Below are 21,465 nucleotides of genomic sequence, written 5' to 3'. Positions count from 1 at the left end.
TCCCGGCAGGGCGGCACGGTCGGAGCGAGAACGGTGGGAGTTACAGTCAGGCATGCCCCACAGATGGCGATGTCCCGGGTGAGCGGGGACACCGACGGCGGTCGCCGTGCCGACCGTCACCCGGCGCCACCCGATGTCGGTGACGACGAACTGCTGGCACAGCGGTTCGCTGCCGGCGACGAGAAGGCGTTGCGGCAGGTCTACGACCGGTACGGCCGGGCGGTGCTGCACCTGGCGACGGCCACCCTGGCCGCCCGGGCCGACGCGGAGGACGTGGTGCAGGCCACGTTCGTGGCCGCCTGGCTGGGGCGTGACGGGTTCGACCCGGCCCGGGGGTCGCTGCTCGGCTGGTTGCTCGGTATCGCCCGGCGCAAGGTGGTCGACCGGATCCGGGCGTTGACTCGCGAGAACCGGGTGACCGACTCGGTCCGGCAGGCCAGCGCCGTCACGCCGGCAGTCAGCCCGGATCCGGCGCGGGTGGTGGACCGGCTGGTGATCGCCGACGAGTTGGCACGGTTGCCCGCCGAGCAACGCCGAATGCTCGAGCTGGCGTTCTTCGACGACCTGACCCACCAGCAGATCGCGGCGGTCACCGGGGTCCCGCTCGGTACGGTCAAGAGCCACATCCGCCGTGGCATGGCGGTTCTGCGACGACGTTGGGAGGTGGACGGTGCCGCACCTGGAACACGACCGGCTGGTCTTTCTGGCACTCGGTGAGACCGAGGCGGACGCCGGCGAGTCCGGTCACCTCTCCGACTGCCCGCGCTGCCGTACGGAACTGGAGACGATCCGCTACGTCGGCCAGATCGGCGCGGAGGCCCAGGACCTGGCCGACCTGCCCGAACCGGCCGACCACGTCTGGCGGCGCATCGTGGCGGAGCTCGACGGGCCGGCGACCGGCCGCGATCCGGCAACATCGGAAGTGCACGAGTCGCCCGCCGGACCGACACCGGCACCGGCAGCGGCACCGGCACCGGCACCGGCACCGGCACCGGTCGTACCGTTGCGGACCGGCCGCCGGTCGCGGCGCTGGCCGCGTCGGTGGCTGCCGGTCGTCACCGCGATCGCCGCCGCGATCGCCGGGGTCGTCGGTACGGTGGCCGTGGTCCGGCTGGCCTCCCCGCCACCGGCCGGGTCCGACGTGGTGGCCAGCGCCGCGCTCGCCGCGTTCGGCGACGCACCGGCCGACGCCGCCGGTGAGGCCCGGGTGTTCGACGACGGCCGGCTGCACCTGCACGTCGCCGGCCTGCCCCGGCCGGCCGGCTACTACCAGGTCTGGCTGATCGACCCGGACACGATGCAGATGTTCCCGGTCGGCACGCTGGCCGACGCCGCCGACGTGCTGATGCCGCTGCCGACCAACGTCGATCTCGACGCCTACCGGCTGGTCGACGTGTCGGCCGAGGAGTACGACAACGATCCGTCGCACTCCGGGCAGAGCCTGCTGCGCGGCACGTTGTCCGGCTGAGCAACCGGGTACGCGGGCCGGGCCGGGACCCTGTAGGAGGGTCCCGGCCCGGTGTGCACCGTCGGTGTCACTTGCGCTTGCGGATCTCCTCGGCGGCCTGCGGGACCACCTTGTTGAGGTCGCCCACCACGCCGAAGTCGGCGAGTTCGAAGATCGGTGCCTCGGCGTCCTTGTTGACCGCGACGATGGTCTTCGACGTCTGCATGCCGGCCCGGTGCTGGATCGCCCCGGAGATGCCGAGCGCGACGTAGAGCTGCGGGGAGACCGTCTTGCCGGTCTGCCCCACCTGGAACTGGTGCGGGTAGTAGCCGGAGTCGACCGCGGCCCGGGAGGCGCCCACCGCGCCGCCGAGCAGGTCGGCCAGCTCCTCGACCAGTTTGAAGTTGTCACCGCTGCCGACGCCGCGACCGCCGGAGACCACCACCGACGCCTCGGTGAGCTCCGGACGGGAACCGGACTGCTCGGCGACCCGCTCGACGACCGTGGCGAGCTTGTCGGTCTCGGGGACCTGCACCGTGAGCTGCTCGACCTGCGGGGTGGTCGGGGCCGGCTCGGGGGCGACCGAGTTGGGCCGCAACGTCACCAGCGGCAGCCCCCGGGTCACCCGCGAGGTCACGATGGTGGAGCCGGCGAACGCGACCTGGGTCGCGGTGCCGTCGGCCGCCAGGTCGACCACGTCGGTCAGCAGGCCGTTGTCCAGCCGTACGGCGAGCCGCCCGGCGATCTCCTTGCCCTCCTGGGAGGAGGCGAGCAGTACGGCGGCCGGCTGTACCCGACCGATCAGCTCGGCCAGCACTGTCACCTTCGGTGCGACCAGGTAGCCGTCGATCTCCTCGCTCTCGGCGGCGTACACCGTGGTGGCGCCGTACTCGCCGAGTTTGTCGGTCATCGCGGCGGCCGCGCCGGGCCCGCCGAGCACCACTGCGGCGACCTCACCGCCGAGTCGGCGGGCGAGGGTCAGCAGTTCGAGGGTGACCTTCTTGACGCCGAATTCGCCGGTGGCCTCGACGACGACGAGAACCTCTGCCATTTCATCCACCCCGCTCACACGAACTTCTCGGACGCCAGGAACTGGACCAGCCGTACGCCGCCGTCGCCGTCGTCGACGAGCTTCTCCCCCGCCGAACGCGGCGGACGCTTGTGGTGGTCGACCACCGCACTGGTGGCGCCGTCGAAGCCGACCTCGCTAGCGGCGACGCCGAGATCGGCCAGGGACAGGGTCTGTACCGGCTTCTTCTTGGCGGCCATGATCCCCTTGAACGAGGGGTAACGGGGCTCGTTGATGGTGTCCCAGACCGACACCACCGCCGGGGTGGCGGCGCGGACCACCTCGTAGCCCTCCTCGCTCTGCCGCTCGACGGTGAGGGTGCCGCCGTCGACGGTCAGTTTGCGGGCGCCGGTGAGCGCGGCGATCCCTAGCCGCTCGGCGAGCATGTGCGGCATGACCTGCACCCGCCCGTCGGTGGACTCCGCGCCGCAGAGGATCAGGTCGGCGTTCAGGCTGGCCAGCGCGGCGGCGAGCACCTTCGACGTGGCGACAGCGCAGGAGCCGTGGAGTGCGTCGTCGACGACGTGCACCGCCTTGTCCGGGCCCATCGACAGCGCCTTGCGGATCGACTCGGCCGCCCGGTCCGGACCCATGGTGAGGATGGTCACCTCGCCACCGTTGGCCTCCCGCAGCCGCAGCGCCTCCTCGATCGCGTACTCGTCCATCTCATTGATCACGTTGTTGGCCGAGCCGCGGTCGACGGTGTTGTCGTCACCACGTAGGGCGCGTTCCGCGCCGGAATCGGGCACCTGCTTGACGAGTACGACGATGTTCATCGCGCTTCGACACCCCTCCTGTAGGTGGTGCTGTTTGCCGCTCTCGGCGCAGCCTGCCGCTTACCTTAACGATCGGTCAACCGAGCAGCGGTGTGGAATGTCCCACGAGCTATGTTACCCGCTAGTAGCCAAGGGCGAAACGGCACCACCGACCGGGCCGGAGGACAGGTCAGGAGGGGTCGGCCAACGCCTGGGTGATCCTGTCGATCATCGTCTGCTCCGCCGGGTCGACCCCGGAGGCGGCCTGCGCCACCCGGTCCACCGCGCCGAGCACCGTCGACCGGTACTCGTCCAGGTCGTGCGGGGACTTCGCGATGAGGATGGCCACCGAGCGCCGCAGCAACGGCAACACCAGCTCCTCCACCGCCGCCGGCGTTTCGCGGGGCAGTTTCGGCAGCTCACCACTGGTCAGTACGTCCTTGACCAGACCGCTGGCGCCAGCGAAGGCGTCCGAGGCGGCGAAGCTCTCCCGGACCATCGAAAAGATCCCCGGATCGGCGTTCGACACCAGGTAGACCGCGCCGAAGGCCCCGGTCTTCAGAGTGCTGCGCTCGTCATCGGTCAGCTCCGCCACAGTCGGTGAGTCTAGTCGTCGATAATCAGCCAGGTGTGGAGTGCGCTGCGCCAATGGTTCGATCCCAGCCAGACCCGGCGGGTGGGTACCGCGCCGGACTACCGGTTCTCGCTGGCCAACGAACGGACCTTCCTGGCCTGGATCCGTACCGCCCTGGCCCTGGTCGCCGGCGGTCTGGCCGTCGCGCAGTTCCTCCCCGAGCTGTCCGTCGCCCATCTGCGGGAAGCCCTCGCCGTCGTCCTGATGCTGCTCGGCGGGGCCGTGGCGGTACGGGCGGTCGACCACTGGGCGCGCACCGAACGGGCGATGCGGCTCGGCGCCGAGCTCCCGGCCTCCCGATTCCCCGCGTTCCTGGCCATCTGTGTCGGTATCGGGGCCGCCGTCCTCACCGTCGTCGTGGTGATCGAGGCCACCCGTGGCTGAGCCGACCCGACCGACGGACGGACCACCGCCAGGCCCTCCCGGTCGACCGGGCGGTGACCCGCCGTACGATCCCGGCCTGCAGCCGGAGCGAACCCGACTGGCCTGGCGACGCTCCGCCCTGGCCCTGACCCTGGTCGTGCTACTGACCGTCCGGCTGGCGATCGACCGAGGCGGGTCCTCGCTGCTCGCCGCCCCGGCGGCGGTCGTCGGCTGGGCCGCGCTGATCGGCTACGCCTACCGCCGGGCGCGCGGCCCACGCCGGCCCACGGCCGGACAGATCGGCGCCGAGGTGCCTCTGCTGGGGCTGGTCACCGCCGGTTACGCCCTGCTGGGTGCCCTCCTGATCCTGCGCTGACTAGGCTGCGCCGCCGCAGCGGGGCATCATTGCGGGATGGCCCGCGTGTTCATCGTCCTCTTCATGCTCCACGTCGTGCTCATGGCAGTGGCGTTGATCAGCTGCCTCTCGGCCGAGAAAGGTGAGGTCCGCGCCCTGCCCCGAGCGCTCTGGGTGCCGGTCATCATCGTCGTGCCGCTGCTCGGGCCGGCCGCCTGGTTCCTCAGCCGCCGACCCGTCTTCGGCAGCGGTGCCCCGCTCGGTGGCCCCGGCCGACCGGGGCCGACGACGCCGCGTAACCGCCCACTCGCCCCCGACGACGACCCGGAGTTCCTCCGCGCTCTCGACGCCGAGCAGTCGAAGCAGGACCGGGAGCTGTTCGAACGATGGGAGGAGGATCTGCGTCGTCGCGAGGACGAGATCCGGCGGGAGGCGCAGACCCGGCGGCCCAACGAGCCCCGCCAGGAGAACGAAACCCACAGCCGGGACGCCGGTGACCGGGAGGACCGGCGCCCCGAGCAGTGAGCGCACCGGATCCGGGTCGGCGGCCGACGCGGGTCAGGTCCGCCGCTTGAAGCGGGCCAGCGCCAACGGTGCGAAGACCACGGCGATGCCGGCTGCCCAGAGCAGTGAGTAGCCGACCGGTCCGGCTGCGGCGTCACCGCCGAGCAGCCCCCGCAGGGCGTCGGCCAGGATCGTCACCGGGTTGACCTCCACCCATGCCTGCAGCCAGCCGGGCATCGTCTCGGTCGGGACGAAGGCGTTGCTGGTGAAGCTGAGCGGAAAGATCACCATGAAGCCGAAGATCTGCACCTTCTCCGGCTCGCTGACCAGCACCCCGACCAACACGGAGATCCACGAGGCGGCCAGGGTGAACGCCAGGATCAGCGCGAACGCACCGAGCAGGCCGAGCAGCCCACCGCCGATGCGGAACCCGAGGATCATCCCGACCCCCAGCAGCAGCGTCACCGACCAGGCCTGCTTGACGGTGTCGGCGAGGATCCGTCCGGCCAGCGGCGCCCACCGCGCGATCGGCAGCGACCGCAGCCGGTCGAACACGCCCTTGGTCAGGTCGGTGTTGAGGCCGAACCCGGTCGTCATCGTGGCGAACAGGGCGTTCTGCACGATGATGCCGGGCAGGGCGAAGGTCAGGTAGTCACCAGGGGAACCGGCGATCGCGCCGCCGAACACGTAGGTGAACAGCAGGACGAACATCAGCGGCTGGATGCTGAGGTCCAGCAACTCCATCGGGTTGTGCTTGATCTGCACCAGGCTGCGCCAGGCCAGAGTGCCGGTGTGGCGTAGCCCGGCGACCGGGCCGACCCACTGTGACCCGCCGGGAGGTTTCGGCGTGGCGGTGGTGGCGGTGGTCGCGGCGGCGGTCATCGGATCTGCTCCATCGTGGCGGCGGGTCGTGGCTCGGACCCCGTCGGGGAGGTCCGGTCGGTCGACTGCTGACCGGTGGTGGTCTCGGGACCGGCACCGCCCGGCTCGGCCCGGTGGCCGGTCAGCGACAGGAACACCTCGTCGAGGCTGGAACCGCGCAACGCCAACTCGCCCACCTTGACACCGGCTTCGTCGAGTCGGCGCACCACGGCCGGCAGCAGCTCGGGATCGGCGGTGCTGACCGTGACCGTCGTCTGCGACAGCGCCGGCTCGTTGCCGGACAGCTCCCGGAGCGTGGCCAGCACCGTCGGCAACGTCGTCGGGTCCGTCGGACGCACCGCCAGCACCTGGGCCCCGGTCTTGGCCTTGAGCTCCTCCGGGGTGCCGCTGGCGATGACCCGTCCGTGGTCGACCACGGCCAACTCGTCGGCGAGCTGGTCGGCCTCCTCCAGGTACTGGGTGGTGAGCAGCACTGTCACACCGGAGGCGACCAGGCCACGAACCAGCTCCCACAGCTCGTTGCGGCTGCGCGGATCCAGACCGGTGGTCGGCTCGTCGAGGAACAGCACCTGCGGCCGGCCCACCAGGCTGGCCGCCAGGTCGAGCCGGCGGCGCATGCCGCCCGAGTACGTCTTCGCCGCGCGGGAACCGGCGTCGGTGAGATGGAACTCGGTCAGCAGCTCACGGGCCCGGGACCGGGCGTCGGCCCGGGACAGCCCGAGCAACCGACCGATCATGATCAGGTTCTCCACACCGGTCAGCGTCTCGTCGACCGAGGCGTACTGGCCGGTCAGGCCGATCACCTGACGGACCTGGTGCGCCTGGCGCACCACGTCGAAACCCTGGACCCGGGCCTGTCCGGCGTCCGGCTGCAGCAGGGTGGCCAGCACCCGTACCGCAGTGGTCTTGCCGGCCCCGTTCGGCCCGAGCAGCCCGAACACGGTGCCGGTCCGTACCGCCAGATCCACCCCGGCCAGGGCGGTCGTCGGACCGAACCGTTTGACCAGCCCTTCCGCCCAGATCGCGTGCGACATCCCCGCTCCCGTCGTTGATTCCCCCGCACACTCTGAACGACGGGTCTGACATTCCGCCACGCATTTGCCGACCCTGACGGGTCGGCAACCCGTCAGGCGAGGTTCGACGAGCGGGGGTACGCGTCACTCGGGTCGGTCAGCACATTCACCAGATAGGGCACTCCGGCGGCGAACGCGCGGCGCAGCGCCGGACCGATCCCGTCGGCCCGGTCCACCGTCTCCCCGGCCCCGCCGAGAGCGCTGGCGATCTCGTCGTAGCGCAGCCCGGGCTGCAGGTCGGCGGCGACGTCGTAGCCGTACATGGCCCGCATCGGGTGCTTCTCCAACCCCCAGATGCCGTTGTTGCCGACGACGATCACCACCGGCAGCTTCTGCCGTACCAGCGATTCGACGTCCATCAGCGAGAAGCCGGCGGCGCCGTCGCCCATCAGCACGCAGACCTGCCGGTCCGGGTAGGTCAGCCGGGCGCCCATGGCGTACCCCATGCCGGTGCCGAGGCAGCCGTACGGGCCCGGGTCGAGCCAACTGCCCGGCACCGACGGCTCCAGATAGCGGCCGGCGTACGAGACGAAGTCGCCGCCGTCGCCGATGGTGACGGCGTCCGGTTCGAGCACCGCGCGCAGCTCGCCGTAGATCCGCCCCGGACGGATCGGGTCGGTGTCCGCGGCGAGTTCGGCGGCGTCGCGGGCCTTGGCCTTGTCCTCGGCGGCGCGCAGGTCGGTCAGCCAACCGGAGTGGTCGGTCCGGTCGCCGCCGTGGTCGGCCAACGCCGACAGGATCAGGCGCAGGTCACCGGCGGGTGACACCGCCGGCTGTACGTGGGTCGCCCGCTGGCTGGGCGCGTCGACGATGTGTACGACCTGGGCGGCGCCGAAGTCGCCGAAGCCCAACCGGAAGTCCAGCGGGGTACCGATCACCGCGACGACGTCGGCACCGCCGAGCGCGACCCGCCGAGCCTTGGCGAACGCGAGCGGGTGGCCAGGGGGCAGCGCTCCCCGGCCCATGCCGTTGGTGAAGACCGGCACCTGCAGCGCCTCGGCCGCCTCCCGCAGCGCGGCGACAGCGTCGGCGGCGTACACGTCGGATCCGGCGACGATCACCGGTCGGTGCGCGGCGGCGATCAGCCGGGCGGCGGCGGTGACGTCGTCCGGATCCGGTTCGACCACCGGCACCGGCGCGGCGACCGGGGCCGGCAGGTCCGCGGTCGAGAAGATCACTTCGAGGGGGAGGTCGAGGAAGGCCGGCCCCCGGTGCGGGGTGAGCGCGGCGGTCAGGGCCGCGGCGACCGCCGCCGGGATCTCCTCGGTCGAGGTGACGGTGGCGGCGTGCTTGGTGACCGGGGCGACCAGCGGTACGTGGTCGATCTCCTGCAGGCTGCCCGACCCCCAGCGGAACGCCGGGGCCCGGCCGCCGAGCACCAGCACCGGCGCGGCGTTGAAGAAGGCGCTGGTCAGCCCGGAGATGCCGTTGGTAACGCCCGGCCCGGCGGTCAACGCGGCCAGCCCGGGGCGCCGCTGCAGCTTGGCGATCGCCTCGGCGGCGAAGACGGCGGTCTGCTCGTGCCGGACGTCGTAGATCGGGAATCCGGCGGTGTGTGCGGCGTCGTAGAGCGGGAACAGGTGCCCGCCGGAGAGGGTGAACAGCTCCTGTACGCCGTACGCCCGCACCGCAGCCAGGGTGAGCGCCCCGCCGTGACCGTCGATCCGTTCCACCATCGCCGATGCCTCCCCTCGCGCGGGCCGGCCGATCGGCCCGACCCGTGCAGGTTACCGCCCGGTCACATACGGCCGGCAGTGCCGGGCCGACGCGAGCCGGGGGTCAGCGGCCGGTGAAGTCCGGCTTGCGTTTGGCGACGAATGCGGCCATACCCTCGGCCCGGTCCTCGGTGGCGAACAGGCCGGCGAAGAGCTGGCTCTCCCAGGCCAGGCCGGAGGCGAGATCCATCTCCAGGCCACCGTCGATGGCCAGTTTGGCCGCCCGCACCGCCTGGGCCGGGCCGGTGACGAACGGACGGACCAGGTCGAGCGCCGTGGCGTACACCTGGTCGGCCGGGACGACCCGGTCGGCCAGCCCGATCCGCTCGGCCTCGACGGCGTCGACCATCCGGCCGGTGAGGATGATGTCCTTGGCCCGGGCCGGACCGACCAGGCGGGCCAGTCGTTGGGTGCCGCCGGCACCGGGGATGACGCCGAGCTTGATCTCCGGCTGGCCGAGCTTGGCGTCGTCGGCGACCACCCGCCAGTCACAGGCCAGCGCCAGCTCACACCCGCCGCCGAGGGCGTAGCCGGTGATCGCCGCGACCACCGGCTTGGGGATCCGGGCGATCGCGTCGAACGCGCTGGACAACTGGGCGGCCCGCGCCGACATCGCCACGTACGACATGTCGGCCATTTCCTTGATGTCGGCACCGGCGGCGAAGACCTTGTCGCCGCCGTACACCACGACCGCCCGGACCCGCTCGTCGTCGGTGACGGTCCGCGCGGCGTCGCGCAACTGCTCCTGCACGGCCGCGTTCAGCGCGTTCATCGGTGGACGGGCGAGCCGGACGGTGGCGATGCCCTCCTCGACCCCGACCTCGACCAGCACCGGATCCGACACGTCAGACCTCCCGTCGTCGCGTTGTGGGACAGCCTACGGCGATCACCGGAGAGTGGGTAACGTGATCCACGAGCGTGAGGAGGTAGCCGGGGTGTTCACCTACTACGACGACAAATCCGTACGGATCACCTCCGTCGAGTTCCAGGCGGAGCAGCAGCGGTACCCGCTGACCGACGTGGACCGCATCTGGCAGCGGCGCGGTGCCCGCTACTGGCGGGCGTACGCCGGCCGGGGCATGGTCGGCATCGCCTTCGTCGCCCCGGTGGTCACCGCGATCCTGGGGCTGGTCACCGCGCTGAGCATCGACGCCTCGTCGACCGTCACCGTCGCGCTCGTCGGCGGCTCCATCCTGGTCGGACTGATCATCGTCCCCCTGGCCGACCTGCTGCTCGGGCTGCTCGACGACTCCTACGACCGGGGCGCGCACCAGCTCGAACTCTGGGCACAGGTGCGTCAGACGCCGGTGCTGCTGGTGTCCAGCCGCGACGCGCTGCGGATCGGACGCATCCACCGCGCGCTGCGCCGGGCCGTCGAGGCCGCGCTGGAGGCCGAGGCGCTCAGCCCCCCGCCCGCCCGGCCGTCACCGGCCCTTCCGCCCGGCAGTTGACCGCCGGCCAGCAGCCGCACCGGCCCGGGGCGGGCGTGCCCGCGCGCCGGTCCGCACCCGGAACGCGTGCCCGTCCCCCCGCCGCTGGCCAGCCGCAACGGTAGGCGCGCCGCGGTTTCTGACCGGCGGCGACCGGGACGATCAGCTGCGCTGGCGAGCGGGCCGATCCGCTGCGCTGGCGAGCGGACGGTGGCCAGCGGGCCGCACAATGGTGGGATGCCGTTCCCGCTGCCCACCCCGGCGAGTATCTACGCACTGACCAGAGCCACGGTCGGGCAGGTGACCGACGCCGTCACCGGGACTGTCACCGGCACCGTGAATGCGGCGGCCGGCGTGGCCGGCCGGGCCACCAGCCAGGCGGGTCAGGTGGCGGCGCAGGCCAGCCAGGTGGCGGGGCAGGTCGGCCAGCTGGCCGCCGGGTACGCTGCGGTGCCGGGGCGGGCGTTCGCCGTACTGGACGAGATCGAGGCACTGGTGCAGCGGGTCGGCACGGTGGTCGACCGGGTCGAGGTGCTGCTGGAACGCAGCGAGCGGGTGGTCGAGGAGACCGAGGAGGCGACCCGCCGGGTGGAGTCGATCGCGACGGCGGCCACGACGGCGGTGCAGGCGGCGACCCGGGTCGCGGCGGCGGCGGAGACGCTGCTCACCGACGCCGACCGGGTCGCGGTCGGGGCGAGCCGGGTCGTCGGGCGCAGTGAGCAGATCGCCGACCGGTCGGCCGAACTGCTCGGCGAGTTCGAGCCGGCGTTGCGGCGCGGTGCGCCGATGGCCCGGCACTTCGTGGAGCAGCTCAGCGAGGACGAGGTCGAGGCGGCGGTGCGGCTGGTCGACGAGCTGCCCCGGCTGACCCGGCACATCACCGCCGACGTCCTGCCGATCCTGGCGACCCTGGACCGGGTCGGGCCGGACATCCACAGCCTGCTGGAGGTGACCCGGGACCTGAAGCTGGCCGTCGCCGGCATCCCGGGGTTGAAGATGCTGCGCCGGCGGGGCGCGGACCGGCTCGGCGAGGAGGAGGAGCCGCCGGCGTCGAGTTGACCGCTGCGCCTACCCTGCCCGGTATGACTGGATCGAGCATCCGGCGCGGCATCGGCGGCGCGCTGGTCGCGCTGGTCGCGGCGGCGGCGCTCGGTGGCTGCGGGGTGGTGGGCACCGGCGCGGGCCGGGCCGCCGACCGGACTATCGACCGGGCCGCCGCCGACCGGGATGTGCGCACCTTGAGCGCCGCCGAGGTCGAGGCCAACGCCAAGGTACGGCTGCCGCCGGGCACGGTGCTGTTGTCGACGTCGTTCGCCAGCGCCCTGGACTGGCACCTGACGGCGATGTTCCGCATCCCCGCCGACGAGCTGCCCGGGTTCCTGGACGACAGCCGGTTCCCCGCTCCCGAGCCGGGGTTGCGGGCCGTACGGACCGCCGATCACCCCGGCGGCGACACCTGGCGGCCGGACGACGCGGTGTCGGTGTCCGGCATCGACCAACGCGACGAGCCGGTGGACGGGGTGTTCCGGACGGTGCTGCTCGATCTCGACGCGCCGGACGAGGTGACGGTCTACCTGGTGGCGTTCACGACCTGACCTCTCGATGGCCCGCAGCCGTGGCGACGACCGGTGGGTCAGGCGCTGACCAGGCCGGGCCGACGTAGGTCCTCGACGTCGACCACCTCGCGGCCCAGCGGCCAGAACGCGGCCGGCACCAGCTTGAAGTTGGCGATGCCGAACGGGATCCCGATGATCGTCAGGCAGAGGGTGATTCCGGTGACGATGTGGGTGAGCGCCAACCACCAGCCGGCGAGCAGCACCCAGAGGATGTTCGCCAGCCCGGAGCCGATCCCGGCACCGGGCTTGGCCACCAGCGTCCGACCGAACGGCCAGAGGGAGTAGTAGGCCAACCGCAGCGAGGCCACCCCGAACGGGATCGTGACGACCAGCACGAAGCAGATCAGCGCGGCCAGCCCGTACGCGACACCGAGCACGATGCCGCCGCCGAAGAACAACCAGAGCAGGTTGAGGATGACTCGCATGACTCGATGATCCCGTACCCGCGCCACCCGCCGCCGACCAACGGCGCGGATGCTCAGCTGGCGCTGCGCCCGGGCACGGACGCTCAGCTGGCGCTGGCGCTGGCCAGGGCGTCGATCTCGGCCCGCTGCGGCAGCGACGCCGAGGCCCCCAACCGCCGTACGCAGGCCGCCCCGGCCGCCGACGCCCACCGTACAGCCGACACCAGGTCCCGGCCCTCGCCCCAGGCGACGGCCAGCGCCCCGGTGAACGCGTCACCCGCAGCGGTGGAGTCCACCGTCTCGACCGCGAACGCCGGCACGTGCTCGTGGGTGCCGTCCCGGTCGACGTACCAGGCGCCCTGCGCGCCGAGGGTGAGCACCGCACGGCGTACCGCGGTCAACAGCGCCGCCGGGTCCTCCCGCCCGGCGCCGGCGATCGCCCGGGCCTCCGCGTCGTTGACCACCAGCAGGTCGACGGTGTCGAGCAGGTCGGCGGGCAGCGGCCGGGCCGGTGCCGCGTTCAGGATCACCCGGGCGCCCGCGTCCCGGGCGGCCGTGGTGGCGGCCAGGACGGTCTCCAGCGGGATCTCCAACTGCGCGACCAGGACGTCGGCCGCGCGGACCGCCGCCAGCTCCGGCTCGGTCAGCCCGTGGAACGCGGCGTTGGCTCCCGGAGTGACGACGATGGCGTTCTCGCCGGCCGCGTTGACCATGACCACCGCGACCCCGGACGCGCCGTACACCACCCGCAGCTGCCCGGTGTCCACACCGGAGCGGGCGAGTCGGCCGGTGAGGGTGACCCCGAAGGCGTCCGACCCGACCGCGCCGAGGAAGACGCAGTCGCCGCCGGCCCGCGCGGCGGCGATCGCCTGGTTGGCGCCCTTGCCGCCGGGGACCATGACGAAGTCGCTGCCGAGCAGGGTCTCCCCCGGTTGCGGCAGCTTCGGCGCGGTGGCCACCAGGTCCATGTTCGCGCTGCCCACCACCGCGATCCGGGGTCGCCGCGTGGGATCCGGTCGGGACCCGGAGTCGGAAGACGGTCGGGGACCGCCGTCGGGTGTGGGCACGGGTTCCACGGCTCAGGCGGCCCGGGCGGCGTAGCGCGCGCCGACCCGGTCCAGGACCAGCGGCAGGCCGAACGTCTTGGACAGGTGATCACCGGTGAGCGTCGCGGCCAGTTCACCGGCGGCCACCACCGCGCCCTGGCGCAGCAGCAGCGCGTGGGTGAAGCCGGGCGGGATCTCCTCCACGTGGTGGGTGACCAGCACCAGCGCCGGGGCGTGCGGGTCGCGGGCGAGGCCGCCGAGGCGGCCGACGAGGTCCTCGCGGGCGCCCAGGTCGAGGCCGGCGGCCGGCTCGTCGAGCAGCAGCAGCTCCGGGTCGGTCATCAGGGCACGGGCGATCTGCACCCGCTTGCGTTCCCCTTCGGACAGGGTGCCGTACTCGCGGGCGGCGAATCCGCCGACGCCGAACTGGTCGAGCAGGTCCCGGGCCCGGTCGGCGTCGAGGGCGTCGTAGCTCTCCCGCCACCGGCCGACCACCGACCAGGCGGCGGTGAGCACCACGTCGAGGACCCGCTCGGTCGCGGGGATCCGCTCGGCGAGCGCCGCCGTGGTCAGTCCGATGCGGGTACGCAGCTCGGCCAGGTCGGTGCGGCCCAGCTGCTCGCCGAGGACGCGTACGGTGCCGGTCGTCGGGTGCATCCGGCCGGCGGCCAGGCTGAGCAGGGTGGTCTTGCCGGCGCCGTTCGGGCCGAGGACCACCCACCGCTGCTCCGGGCGTACCTGCAGGGTGACGTCCTGCAGCAGGGCCGTGCCGGAGCGGGTCACGCCCACGGAGTCGAACTCGATCACCAGGTCGTCTGCAACGGTAGGCACCGGACCATCCAACCACGCCGGCCGGCGGGCCGGCAGCGGGCCGCGTCGGCGGTGGCGCGGGCCACCGCCGGGCCGCTCGGCTGCGACGCGGCGGCTTCCGTGCAGCGCCTGCGGCCCGGCGGCGCTCGGCCCGGCGGCGCTCGACCTCAGGCCACGGTGGAGGCGAAGACCTCGTCGCGGACGGCGTCCAGTGCGATCCGCAGCGCGCCCTGCAGGACCGGTTCGTCGACCACCTCGGTGACCACCACCCGGGGAGCGACCAGGGTGATCGCGGCGACCTCGTGCTGTACCCGTTCGGCGAGGGCGCTGCCACCGGCCCGGCCGACCTCCCCGGTGAGCACGACCAGCGGCGGGTCGAGCACGACGCAGCTGCTGGCCACGCCGAGGGCGAGCCGGCGGGCCAACTCGTCGAGGAACGGGCCGCCCCGGGTGCCGGCGGCGATCGCGGCCTGGACCGCCTCGCCGGCGCTGGCCGCCCGGAAGCCGTGCTCGCGGGCCACCGCCCGGACCGCGTCCGCCCCGGCCACCTGCTGGAACGCCGGCTTCGCGCGACGCGACACGTCCCGGGGAATGGGTGCGCCGGGCACCGGCAGGTAGCCGATCTCGCCGGCGGCACCGGTGCTGCCGTGGTGCAGCCGGCCGCCGAGCATGATCGCCAGGCCGACGCCGACGCCGGCCCAGACCAGCACGAAGTCCGGTACGTCGCGGGCGGCGCCGGCGTGGGCCTCGGCGACGGCGGCGAGGTTGACGTCGTTTTCGAACACGACGGTGGTGTCGAGGTCCTCGCGCAGGGCGGCGAGCAGGCCGCGGTGCCAGCGGGGCAGGTTGTACGCGAAGGTGATGTCGCCGGTGCCCGGGTCGACCAGGCCGGGGGTGCCCAGCACCACCCGCCGGACGCTGGCGAGCGGGGTGTCGGCGCTGCTGGCCGCCTGGACCACCGCACGGTGCACCACGCCCACCGGGTCGTCGGTGTCCTTCGTGGAGTGTTCGACGGTTCCGGTGACCGTGCCGGTGATGTCGGCGCAGGCGGCGACCACCCGGTCCGGGCCGACGTCGACGCCGATCACGTGGGCGCTGCCCGGTTGTACGGCGTACAGCTGGGCGTTGGGTCCTCGCCCGCCGGCCTGCTCGCCGACCCGGGTGACCAGCCCACGCCCCTCGAGCCGTTCGACCAGTTGCGACGCGGTGACCTTGGACAGGCCGGTCAGCTCGCCGAGCTGCGCGCGGGTGAGCGGCCCCCGGGCGATGAGCAGTTCCAGCGCGGCCCGGTCGTTGAGTGCGCGTAGCAGACGGGGCGTGCCGGGCAGGCGCGGAGAACCCATGTGTCGTCCTCTAGTTTTTAGGAAAGTTAACTATTATCTTGGTCAACCTAGCGGAAGTAGCCGTAGCGTAGTCGGCGTCGACACCCTCAGCGGTCGGTCGACCCGGCAGACGCGGACAACGACAGTGCCTGCCCGGTGCGACACTCGGACCGCGCGGACCTCACGGAGGGGGACACGATGTCGAACGACCCAGGGGCGCGCGGACCGGTGGCAGCCGACCCCGGACTGCGCCGCCTGGCGCTGCGCACCCTGCTCGCCGCCTTCGACGGCACCACTGTTCCACAGTGGGCGGTGGAGCTGGTCGGCGACGGACTCGCCGGGCACACGCTCTTCGGTGGCAACGTCACCGACCCCGACCAGGTCCGGGCCGGCACCGCCGCGCTGCGGGCCGCCCGCGCCGACGTCCTCGTCGCCATCGACGAGGAGGGCGGCGACGTCACCCGGCTGGCCCACGCGACCGGCAGCCCCTACCCCGGCAACGCCGCCCTGGGCGCGGTCGACGACCCGGCGCTGACCCGGCAGGTGTACCGGGCGATCGGCGACGAACTCGCCGGCTGCGGCGTCAACCTCAACCTCGCTCCGACCGTCGACGTCAACACCGCCGACGACAACCCGATCATCGGCACCCGGTCGTTCGGCGCCGACCCGACGCTGGTCGCCACGCACGCGGCCGCCGCCGTCGCCGGGCTCACCGACGCCGGCATCGCCGGCTGTGCCAAGCACTTCCCCGGGCACGGGGCGACGGTCACCGACTCGCACCTCGAACTGCCCACTGTCGACGTACCGATGTCGGTGCTGCGGGCCCGGGACCTGCCGCCGTTCGCGGCGGTGATCGCCGCTGGCGTCGCCGCGATCATGACCGCGCACATCCGGGTCCCCGTGCTGACCGGGCAGGCACCGGCCACCTTCAGCCGCGCCGCGCTCACCGGCCTGCTCCGCGAGGAGTACGGGTACCAGGGGGTGATCGTCACCGACGCCCTGGAGATGCGCGGCGCCACCTCGGCCGCCGGCGGCATCGTGCCCGCGGCGGTCGCCGCCCTCGCCGCCGGTGCCGACCTGCTCTGCGTCGGTGCGCGCGTCGACCGGCAGCTGGTCGAACGGATCGCCGCCGGCATCGCCGCCGCCGTCGCCGACGGCGTCCTGCCGGTCGCGCGGGTGGAGCAGGCCGCCGCCCGGGTCGCCGCGCTCGCCAGCGCCGTGCGGCCGGCGCCCTCCGACGCCGGTGCGGCCACCGATCTGGGGTACGCCGCCGCCCGGCGCGCGGTCCGGGTGGAGGGGGTGCTCGACGGGCTGGCGTCGGCGCTGGTGGTACAGCTCACCGCCGGTTCGACGATCGCCGAGGGCCGGGTGCCCTGGGGGCTCGGCCCGCACCTCGACGGCACGACTCAGCTACGGGTGGTCGCGGCCGGAACGACCGCCGACGAGATCGCGGCCCTCGCCGCCGGCCGGCCGGTGGTGCTGGTCGGTCGGCACCTGCACCGGGTCCCCGGCGCGCCGGGGCTGATCGAGGCGCTCGCCGCCCGCTGCCCGGTCTCGGTGGTGGAGATGGGTTGGCCGTCGGGCTGGCGGCCGGCCGGTGTGCGGGCCTTCGTCACCACGTACGGCGCGAGCCACGCCAACGGCCGGGCCGCCGCCGAGGCCCTCGGACTGGCCGCTTGAGCCACTGAGCCCCCGTCGCCCCGCCCTGCCCCTACTCGCGCCCTCCCTCGTTCGACGATCTTGCACTCATCGACGAACAATTCGGAAAAATGTTCTCGATAAGCGCAAGATCGTCGGGAGAGGGGGGTCAGTAGCGGTAGTGCTCCGGCTTGTACGGGCCGGCCACGTCGACACCGATGTAGTCGGCCTGTGCCTTGGTGAGCACGGTCAGCTTGGCGCCGAACGCGTCGAGGTGCAGCCGGGCCACCTTCTCGTCCAGGTGCTTCGGCAGCACGTAGACCTTCTTCTCGTACTCACCGATCTTGGCGAACAGCTCGATCTGGGCGATCACCTGGTTGGAGAAGGAGGTCGACATCACGAAGCTCGGGTGACCGGTGGCGTTGCCCAGGTTGAGCAGCCGCCCCTCGGAGAGCACGATCACCGCGTGGCCGTCCGGGAACCGCCAGACGTCGACCTGCGGCTTGATGTTGACCTTCTCGATCCCCGGCACCTTGGCCAGCCCGGCCATGTCGATCTCATTGTCGAAGTGGCCGACGTTGCCGACGATCGCGTTGTGCTTCATCCTCGCCATGTGCTCGGCCAGGATGATGTCCTTGTTGCCCGTCGTGGTGATGAAGATGTCGCCGCGCTCGACCACGTCGTCCAGGGTGACCACGTCGAGGCCGTCCATCGCCGCCTGCAGCGCGCAGATCGGGTCGATCTCGGTCACCACCACCCGGGCACCCTGGCCGCGCAGCGACTCCACCGCGCCCTTGCCGACGTCGCCGTAGCCACAGATCACCGCGAGCTTGCCGGCGATCATCACGTCGGTGGCCCGGTTGATCCCGTCGACCAGCGAGTGCCGGATACCGTACTTGTTGTCGAACTTGCTCTTGGTCACCGAGTCGTTGACGTTGATCGCCGGGAAGAGCAGGTTGCCCTCACGGGCCAGTTCGTAGAGACGGTTGACACCGGTGGTCGTCTCCTCGGAGACCCCGATGATCGGCTCGGCCATCTCGGTGTACTTGGTCGGGTTCGTCGCCAACGAACGCCGCAGCGTGTCCAGGATGATGCCGTACTCGACCGAGTCGGTCTCGGCGGTCGACGGCACCGCCCCGGCGGCCTCGAACTGCTTGCCGAGGTGGATGAGCAGGGTCACGTCACCGCCGTCGTCGACGATCGAGTCCGGACCGCTGCCGTCCGGCCAGGTGAGCATCTGCTCGGTGCACCACCAGTACTCCTCGAGCGTCTCGCCCTTCCAGGCGTACACCGCGACACCCTGCGGGTCGTCGATGGTGCCGTTCGGGCCGACGACGACCGCCGCGGCGGCGTGGTCCTGGGTGGAGAAGATGTTGCAGGAGACCCAGCGCACGTCGGCGCCGAGGGCGGTCAGGGTCTCGATCAGCACGGCGGTCTGCACGGTCATGTGCAGCGAACCGGCGATCTTCTTGCCCTTGAACGGCTGCTGAGCGGCGTACTCGCGGCGCAGCGCCATCAGGCCGGGCATTTCGTGCTCGGCGAGCTCGATCTCCTTACGACCGAACGTCGCCAGGGACAGGTCGGCGACCTTGAAGTCGCTGACCTGTCCGGCGCTGTCGGCGGTCAGAGTGACGGTCACTACAGCTCCTCGGGTTTCAACGGATGCGTCCGTCCTGCCGGGTACGGCGCGCACGACACCCGTCCACCATACGGCCAGCCGGTGGTGTTTCCGACCCGAGGCGCTCGAGGAGGGGGCTCAGTCGCGGGGACGACCGCGATGCTCAGTCGCGGGCGATCGCGAAGCCGACGGTCGGGCCGGCTCCGCCGCCGTACGCCAGCTGGATGAGCAGTGCGGCGACCGGCTCCAGATAGCGGGCACTGGTCAGCGGGCCGGCGTCGACGGTGTCGAACCCCAGCTGGGTGCCGAGCTCCTGCACCGTCTTCTTCGCCACCAGGTCGTCGCCGGCTACCGGAACCGACTGCCGCACGCCGCCGAGCACCGGCCGGGCGTGGTTGGGGGCCAGCACCGTGTTGAACGCCTTCACCACGTTGGCATCCGGAATCATCGCCGCGACCTGCTCGGCGGCGGAGGTGTCGTGCCCGACCCGCAGCGACATGTGGTCCGGCCCGAGCGGATTCGTCACGTCGATCACCGTGGTCCCGGTGAGGGCGTCCGCCACCGAGCCGGTCAGGGTGTCGGCGACCTCGGCGTACGGCACCGCCAGCACGACCAGTTCGGCGGCGGCGGCCTGGGCCGGCTCACCCGCGGTCACCCCGGTGCCCGTCGTGGCGTCGGCCAGCCGGGGTGAATCCGGACTGGACGCGGAGATCGTCACCTGGTGGCCTACCTCGGTCAGTCGACGCGCCAGCGCGGATCCGACGTTGCCCGCCCCGATGATGCCGATGTCCATCAGTCTCTCCCTCCGGCGGTTGCCCTGCCGGTGAGGTACCCCGTGGGTCCGGGCGAAAACGGCTGGCCGGGGCGATCCACGAATAGGTTGTGGCGCTATCTAGGTGGCGCTGCTATCTTCTCCCGGTGGACCAGGACCGGCGCGGCCAGTGGCTACGGGGGGTACTGGAGCTGTGCGTCCTGGCCGCGCTGCGCCAGCGGGAGTCGTACGGCTACGAGCTGGCCCAGTCGCTGCAGTCCGCCGGGATCGGCCCGATCAAGGGCGGCACCCTCTACCCCGTCCTGCTGCGGCTGCAGCGCACCGGCCTGGTGAGCGCCCAGTGGCGCGAGGGCACCAGCGGACCGGCCCGCAAGTACTACCGGCTCACCCCGGCCGGCGCGCAGACCCTGCGCCACGCCGCTGCCGACTGGCGGGCCTTCGCCACCGGCGTCGACACGATCCTGCAGGAGGTGACCGACTCGTGAACCACCAGTCATGGCTCGCCGCCCTCACCGGCGAACTGCACCGGCACGGCGTCGACCGCGAGGTGGCCGGGCATGTCGTCGCGGAGGCCGCGGCGCACCTGTACGACAGCGGCGAAGCCCCGCTGGCGGTCTTCGGCACCCCGGCCGACTACGCCAGTGACGTTGTCCGCAGCGTCGGTGGCCCGGCACAGATGCCGCGTCGGACCGGCCCCGGCCCGGTCCGGCTCGACGTCCGCGACGTCAGCAAGCGGTACCGCCGGCAGCAGGTCCTCGACCGGGTCCGGCTGACCGTCCGCGCCGGCGAGGTCGCCGCCGTGGTCGGCGCCAACGGCAGCGGCAAGAGCACCCTGCTGCGCATCTGCGCCGGCCTGGTCAGCCCGGACCGCGGGTCGGTACACGTCCATGGCACCGTCGGCTACTGCCCCCAGGACGGCGGCACCGCCGACTTCCTGCACCCCGACGAGCACTTCGCGCTGGTCGGCGCCGGCCGGGGCCTCGACCGCGCCCGGTCCCGCGCCGACGGCCGGGCCCAGGCGGCGGTCCTCGACTGGGACGCCTCCGCCGCCGTCGCGGCCCGACATCTGTCCGGCGGCACCCGGCAGAAGCTCAACCTGGTGCTGGCCGGGCTCGGCGGTCCCGACCTGCTCCTGCTCGACGAGCCGTACCAGGGCTTCGACCGGGGGACCTATCTGGACTTCTGGCACCAGGTGTGGCGCTGGCGCGACGACGGCAGGGCGATCGTGGTCGTCACCCACCTGCTGAACCAGCTCGACCGGGTCGACCTGGTGCTCGACCTGACCCACCGGGAGACGACGCGATGACCAGAGCGCTGACCGTGGCCGAGATGACGCTGCGGGAGACGTCGCGGCGGCGCGGCGTACTGGTGATCCTGCTGCTCTTTCCGCTCTGTTTCTACCTGGCCCGGCGCGGCGACCACGCCGGACAGTCGATCCGGTTCGTCTGTCTCGGCCTGGGCTGGGCGCTGAGCACCGCCGCGCTGTTCGCCGGCAACGCCAACCGTGCCCTGGAGACCCGGCTGCGGCTGACCGGCTACCGGCCGGTGCACCTGTGGTCGGGCCGGATGGCGGCGCTGTGGCTGGTCGGCGTGCTGCTGTCGGTGCCGTACTTCCTGCTGGTGCTGGTCGACCAGCCGCAGGTCCGACACGGCGCGATCGCCCTGATCATGCTGATCATGGTGCTGGTCGCGGTGCCGTTCGGGCTGGCCATCAGCGCGGTGCTGCCCCGCGAACTCGAGGGCACCCTGGTCCTGCTGACCATCGTGGGCCTGCAGATGGTGATGGACCCGTCCGGTACCGCCGCACGGGCATTGCCGTTCTGGTTCAGCCGGGAGATCGCGACCTACGCGATCGACCACACCGACAGCGGATACCTCGACCGGGGTCTGCTGCACGGTGTGGTCGTCGCCGCGATCCTGGTCGCGCTCGTCGCGCTCGCCACCGGCGTACGGCTGCGTCACCGCCCGCACCTGCGCTTCGGCTGAGCCGGTCAGGGCACCTCACCCGGCTC

Annotated in this window: 25 protein-coding genes; 12 read left to right on the top strand and 13 right to left on the bottom strand. The window is 72.5% G+C overall.

What is annotated here, in order from left to right; translation table 11 throughout:
• Positions 1-69: 69 nt before the first annotated feature.
• The gene (locus O7623_RS28830) at positions 70-717 is read left to right on the top strand and encodes an RNA polymerase sigma factor (RefSeq protein WP_282229631.1); all 648 of its coding nucleotides are present in this window, start codon (positions 70-72) and stop codon (positions 715-717) included.
• Positions 671-1,468, top strand: coding sequence for an anti-sigma factor (locus O7623_RS28825; RefSeq protein ID WP_282226076.1), 798 nt, complete (start codon positions 671-673; stop codon positions 1,466-1,468). The genes O7623_RS28830 and O7623_RS28825 overlap by 47 nt, the downstream gene beginning before the upstream one ends.
• Before the next feature lie 67 nt (positions 1,469-1,535).
• Here the strand turns inward: O7623_RS28825 and O7623_RS28820 are convergent, their stop codons facing one another.
• The 3 genes from O7623_RS28820 to O7623_RS28810 form a co-directional block, all read right to left on the bottom strand.
• Positions 1,536-2,498: an electron transfer flavoprotein subunit alpha/FixB family protein gene (locus O7623_RS28820; RefSeq protein ID WP_282226075.1), complete on the bottom strand. Its 963-nt coding sequence runs from the start codon at positions 2,496-2,498 to the stop codon at positions 1,536-1,538.
• 14 nt (positions 2,499-2,512) lie between these two features.
• Positions 2,513-3,292, bottom strand: coding sequence for an electron transfer flavoprotein subunit beta/FixA family protein (locus tag O7623_RS28815; protein ID WP_282226074.1), 780 nt, complete (start codon positions 3,290-3,292; stop codon positions 2,513-2,515).
• Between the two features lie 169 nt (positions 3,293-3,461).
• Positions 3,462-3,866, bottom strand: coding sequence for a hypothetical protein (locus O7623_RS28810; protein ID WP_282226073.1), 405 nt, complete (start codon positions 3,864-3,866; stop codon positions 3,462-3,464).
• 33 nt (positions 3,867-3,899) lie between these two features.
• Between O7623_RS28810 and O7623_RS28805 the strand changes: the two genes are divergently transcribed.
• From O7623_RS28805 to O7623_RS28795, 3 genes are read left to right on the top strand one after another with little or no spacing between them, the layout of a single operon-like run.
• Positions 3,900-4,289: a DUF202 domain-containing protein gene (locus O7623_RS28805; protein ID WP_282226072.1), complete on the top strand. Its 390-nt coding sequence runs from the start codon at positions 3,900-3,902 to the stop codon at positions 4,287-4,289.
• Positions 4,282-4,644 (top strand): DUF202 domain-containing protein, encoded by a 363-nt coding sequence (locus O7623_RS28800; RefSeq protein WP_282226071.1) that lies wholly within the window; start codon positions 4,282-4,284, stop codon positions 4,642-4,644. The genes O7623_RS28805 and O7623_RS28800 overlap by 8 nt, the downstream gene beginning before the upstream one ends.
• A gap of 36 nt (positions 4,645-4,680) precedes the next feature.
• Complete coding sequence (locus O7623_RS28795; protein WP_282226070.1) at positions 4,681-5,148, top strand: PLD nuclease N-terminal domain-containing protein; 468 nt, start codon at positions 4,681-4,683, stop codon at positions 5,146-5,148.
• Positions 5,149-5,181: 33 nt separating this feature from the next.
• Here O7623_RS28795 and O7623_RS28790 read toward each other — a convergent pair whose 3' ends face one another.
• The 4 genes from O7623_RS28790 to O7623_RS28775 form a co-directional block, all read right to left on the bottom strand.
• Positions 5,182-6,009 carry an ABC transporter permease gene (locus O7623_RS28790; protein ID WP_282226069.1) on the bottom strand — a complete coding sequence of 276 codons (828 nt, stop codon included), beginning with the start codon at positions 6,007-6,009 and terminating at the stop codon, positions 5,182-5,184.
• Complete coding sequence (locus tag O7623_RS28785) at positions 6,006-7,043, bottom strand: ATP-binding cassette domain-containing protein (protein ID WP_282226068.1); 1,038 nt, start codon at positions 7,041-7,043, stop codon at positions 6,006-6,008. Before O7623_RS28785 ends, O7623_RS28790 begins: the two co-directional genes overlap by 4 nt.
• A 92-nt stretch (positions 7,044-7,135) precedes the next feature.
• Positions 7,136-8,758, bottom strand: coding sequence for an acetolactate synthase (locus O7623_RS28780; protein ID WP_282226067.1), 1,623 nt, complete (start codon positions 8,756-8,758; stop codon positions 7,136-7,138).
• Between the two features lie 103 nt (positions 8,759-8,861).
• Positions 8,862-9,641: an enoyl-CoA hydratase-related protein gene (locus tag O7623_RS28775; protein WP_282226066.1), complete on the bottom strand. Its 780-nt coding sequence runs from the start codon at positions 9,639-9,641 to the stop codon at positions 8,862-8,864.
• Positions 9,642-9,702: 61 nt separating this feature from the next.
• Here O7623_RS28775 and O7623_RS28770 point away from each other — a divergent pair, with 61 nt between their 5' ends.
• The 3 genes from O7623_RS28770 to O7623_RS28760 all read left to right on the top strand — a co-directional run bounded on the left by O7623_RS28770 (position 9,703) and on the right by O7623_RS28760 (position 11,822).
• Complete coding sequence (locus tag O7623_RS28770; protein ID WP_282226065.1) at positions 9,703-10,248, top strand: DUF6232 family protein; 546 nt, start codon at positions 9,703-9,705, stop codon at positions 10,246-10,248.
• Positions 10,249-10,464: 216 nt separating this feature from the next.
• Positions 10,465-11,286, top strand: coding sequence for a hypothetical protein (locus tag O7623_RS28765; protein WP_282226064.1), 822 nt, complete (start codon positions 10,465-10,467; stop codon positions 11,284-11,286).
• A gap of 23 nt (positions 11,287-11,309) precedes the next feature.
• The gene (locus O7623_RS28760) at positions 11,310-11,822 is read left to right on the top strand and encodes a hypothetical protein (protein WP_282226063.1); all 513 of its coding nucleotides are present in this window, start codon (positions 11,310-11,312) and stop codon (positions 11,820-11,822) included.
• Between the two features lie 38 nt (positions 11,823-11,860).
• Here O7623_RS28760 and O7623_RS28755 read toward each other — a convergent pair whose 3' ends face one another.
• From O7623_RS28755 to O7623_RS28740, 4 genes are all read right to left on the bottom strand, one after another.
• A complete protein-coding gene (locus tag O7623_RS28755) occupies positions 11,861-12,268 on the bottom strand; it encodes a YccF domain-containing protein (protein ID WP_282226062.1) in 408 nt (135 codons plus the stop codon).
• Positions 12,269-12,351: 83 nt separating this feature from the next.
• The gene (locus O7623_RS28750) at positions 12,352-13,239 is read right to left on the bottom strand and encodes a ribokinase (protein ID WP_282229630.1); all 888 of its coding nucleotides are present in this window, start codon (positions 13,237-13,239) and stop codon (positions 12,352-12,354) included.
• Positions 13,240-13,326: 87 nt separating this feature from the next.
• Entirely contained in the window at positions 13,327-14,160 is an 834-nt protein-coding gene (locus O7623_RS28745; RefSeq protein WP_282229629.1) for an ABC transporter ATP-binding protein, read from the bottom strand.
• A 110-nt stretch (positions 14,161-14,270) separates the two neighbouring features.
• Positions 14,271-15,446 carry an ROK family transcriptional regulator gene (locus tag O7623_RS28740; RefSeq protein ID WP_282226061.1) on the bottom strand — a complete coding sequence of 392 codons (1,176 nt, stop codon included), beginning with the start codon at positions 15,444-15,446 and terminating at the stop codon, positions 14,271-14,273.
• 207 nt (positions 15,447-15,653) lie between these two features.
• Between O7623_RS28740 and O7623_RS28735 the strand changes: the two genes are divergently transcribed.
• Positions 15,654-17,105 (top strand): glycoside hydrolase family 3 N-terminal domain-containing protein, encoded by a 1,452-nt coding sequence (locus O7623_RS28735; RefSeq protein ID WP_282229628.1) that lies wholly within the window; start codon positions 15,654-15,656, stop codon positions 17,103-17,105.
• Positions 17,106-17,232: 127 nt separating this feature from the next.
• Here O7623_RS28735 and ahcY read toward each other — a convergent pair whose 3' ends face one another.
• Both ahcY and O7623_RS28725 read right to left on the bottom strand, forming a co-directional pair.
• The gene (gene ahcY / locus O7623_RS28730) at positions 17,233-18,702 is read right to left on the bottom strand and encodes an adenosylhomocysteinase (RefSeq protein WP_282226060.1); all 1,470 of its coding nucleotides are present in this window, start codon (positions 18,700-18,702) and stop codon (positions 17,233-17,235) included.
• 142 nt (positions 18,703-18,844) lie between these two features.
• Positions 18,845-19,558 (bottom strand): NAD(P)-binding domain-containing protein, encoded by a 714-nt coding sequence (locus O7623_RS28725; RefSeq protein ID WP_282229627.1) that lies wholly within the window; start codon positions 19,556-19,558, stop codon positions 18,845-18,847.
• Positions 19,559-19,599: 41 nt separating this feature from the next.
• On the opposite strand from O7623_RS28725, the gene O7623_RS28720 reads away from it, so the two are divergent.
• The 3 genes from O7623_RS28720 to O7623_RS28710 are packed head-to-tail and all read left to right on the top strand — an operon-like array spanning position 19,600 to position 21,439.
• A complete protein-coding gene (locus O7623_RS28720) occupies positions 19,600-19,938 on the top strand; it encodes a PadR family transcriptional regulator (protein WP_282226059.1) in 339 nt (112 codons plus the stop codon).
• Complete coding sequence (locus O7623_RS28715; RefSeq protein ID WP_282226058.1) at positions 19,935-20,759, top strand: ATP-binding cassette domain-containing protein; 825 nt, start codon at positions 19,935-19,937, stop codon at positions 20,757-20,759. Before O7623_RS28720 ends, O7623_RS28715 begins: the two co-directional genes overlap by 4 nt.
• A complete protein-coding gene (locus tag O7623_RS28710) occupies positions 20,756-21,439 on the top strand; it encodes an ABC transporter permease (protein ID WP_282226057.1) in 684 nt (227 codons plus the stop codon). The genes O7623_RS28715 and O7623_RS28710 overlap by 4 nt, the downstream gene beginning before the upstream one ends.
• The last annotated feature ends 26 nt before the right edge of the window (positions 21,440-21,465 follow it).

Source organism: Solwaraspora sp. WMMD791 (assembly GCF_029581195.1).
GTDB lineage: Bacteria > Actinomycetota > Actinomycetes > Mycobacteriales > Micromonosporaceae > Micromonospora_E.
The sequence above is the reverse complement of the archived record's forward strand: the minus strand, read 5'-3'. Positions and strand labels throughout refer to the sequence as shown.

Excerpts from the sequence above, each read along its gene's own strand:
- O7623_RS28765 (WP_282226064.1), top strand. The coding sequence starts at position 10,465 with ATGCCGTTCCCGCTGCCCACCCCGGCGAGTATCTACGCACTGACCAGA.
- O7623_RS28795 (WP_282226070.1), top strand. The coding sequence starts at position 4,681 with ATGGCCCGCGTGTTCATCGTCCTCTTCATGCTCCACGTCGTGCTCATG.
- O7623_RS28740 (WP_282226061.1), bottom strand. The coding sequence starts at position 15,446 with ATGGGTTCTCCGCGCCTGCCCGGCACGCCCCGTCTGCTACGCGCACTC.
- O7623_RS28830 (WP_282229631.1), top strand. The coding sequence starts at position 70 with ATGTCCCGGGTGAGCGGGGACACCGACGGCGGTCGCCGTGCCGACCGT.
- O7623_RS28815 (WP_282226074.1), bottom strand. The coding sequence starts at position 3,292 with ATGAACATCGTCGTACTCGTCAAGCAGGTGCCCGATTCCGGCGCGGAA.
- O7623_RS28780 (WP_282226067.1), bottom strand. The coding sequence starts at position 8,758 with ATGGTGGAACGGATCGACGGTCACGGCGGGGCGCTCACCCTGGCTGCG.
- O7623_RS28820 (WP_282226075.1), bottom strand. The coding sequence starts at position 2,498 with ATGGCAGAGGTTCTCGTCGTCGTCGAGGCCACCGGCGAATTCGGCGTC.
- O7623_RS28760 (WP_282226063.1), top strand. The coding sequence starts at position 11,310 with ATGACTGGATCGAGCATCCGGCGCGGCATCGGCGGCGCGCTGGTCGCG.
- O7623_RS28755 (WP_282226062.1), bottom strand. The coding sequence starts at position 12,268 with ATGCGAGTCATCCTCAACCTGCTCTGGTTGTTCTTCGGCGGCGGCATC.
- O7623_RS28790 (WP_282226069.1), bottom strand. The coding sequence starts at position 6,009 with ATGACCGCCGCCGCGACCACCGCCACCACCGCCACGCCGAAACCTCCC.
- O7623_RS28710 (WP_282226057.1), top strand. The coding sequence starts at position 20,756 with ATGACCAGAGCGCTGACCGTGGCCGAGATGACGCTGCGGGAGACGTCG.
- O7623_RS28785 (WP_282226068.1), bottom strand. The coding sequence starts at position 7,043 with ATGTCGCACGCGATCTGGGCGGAAGGGCTGGTCAAACGGTTCGGTCCG.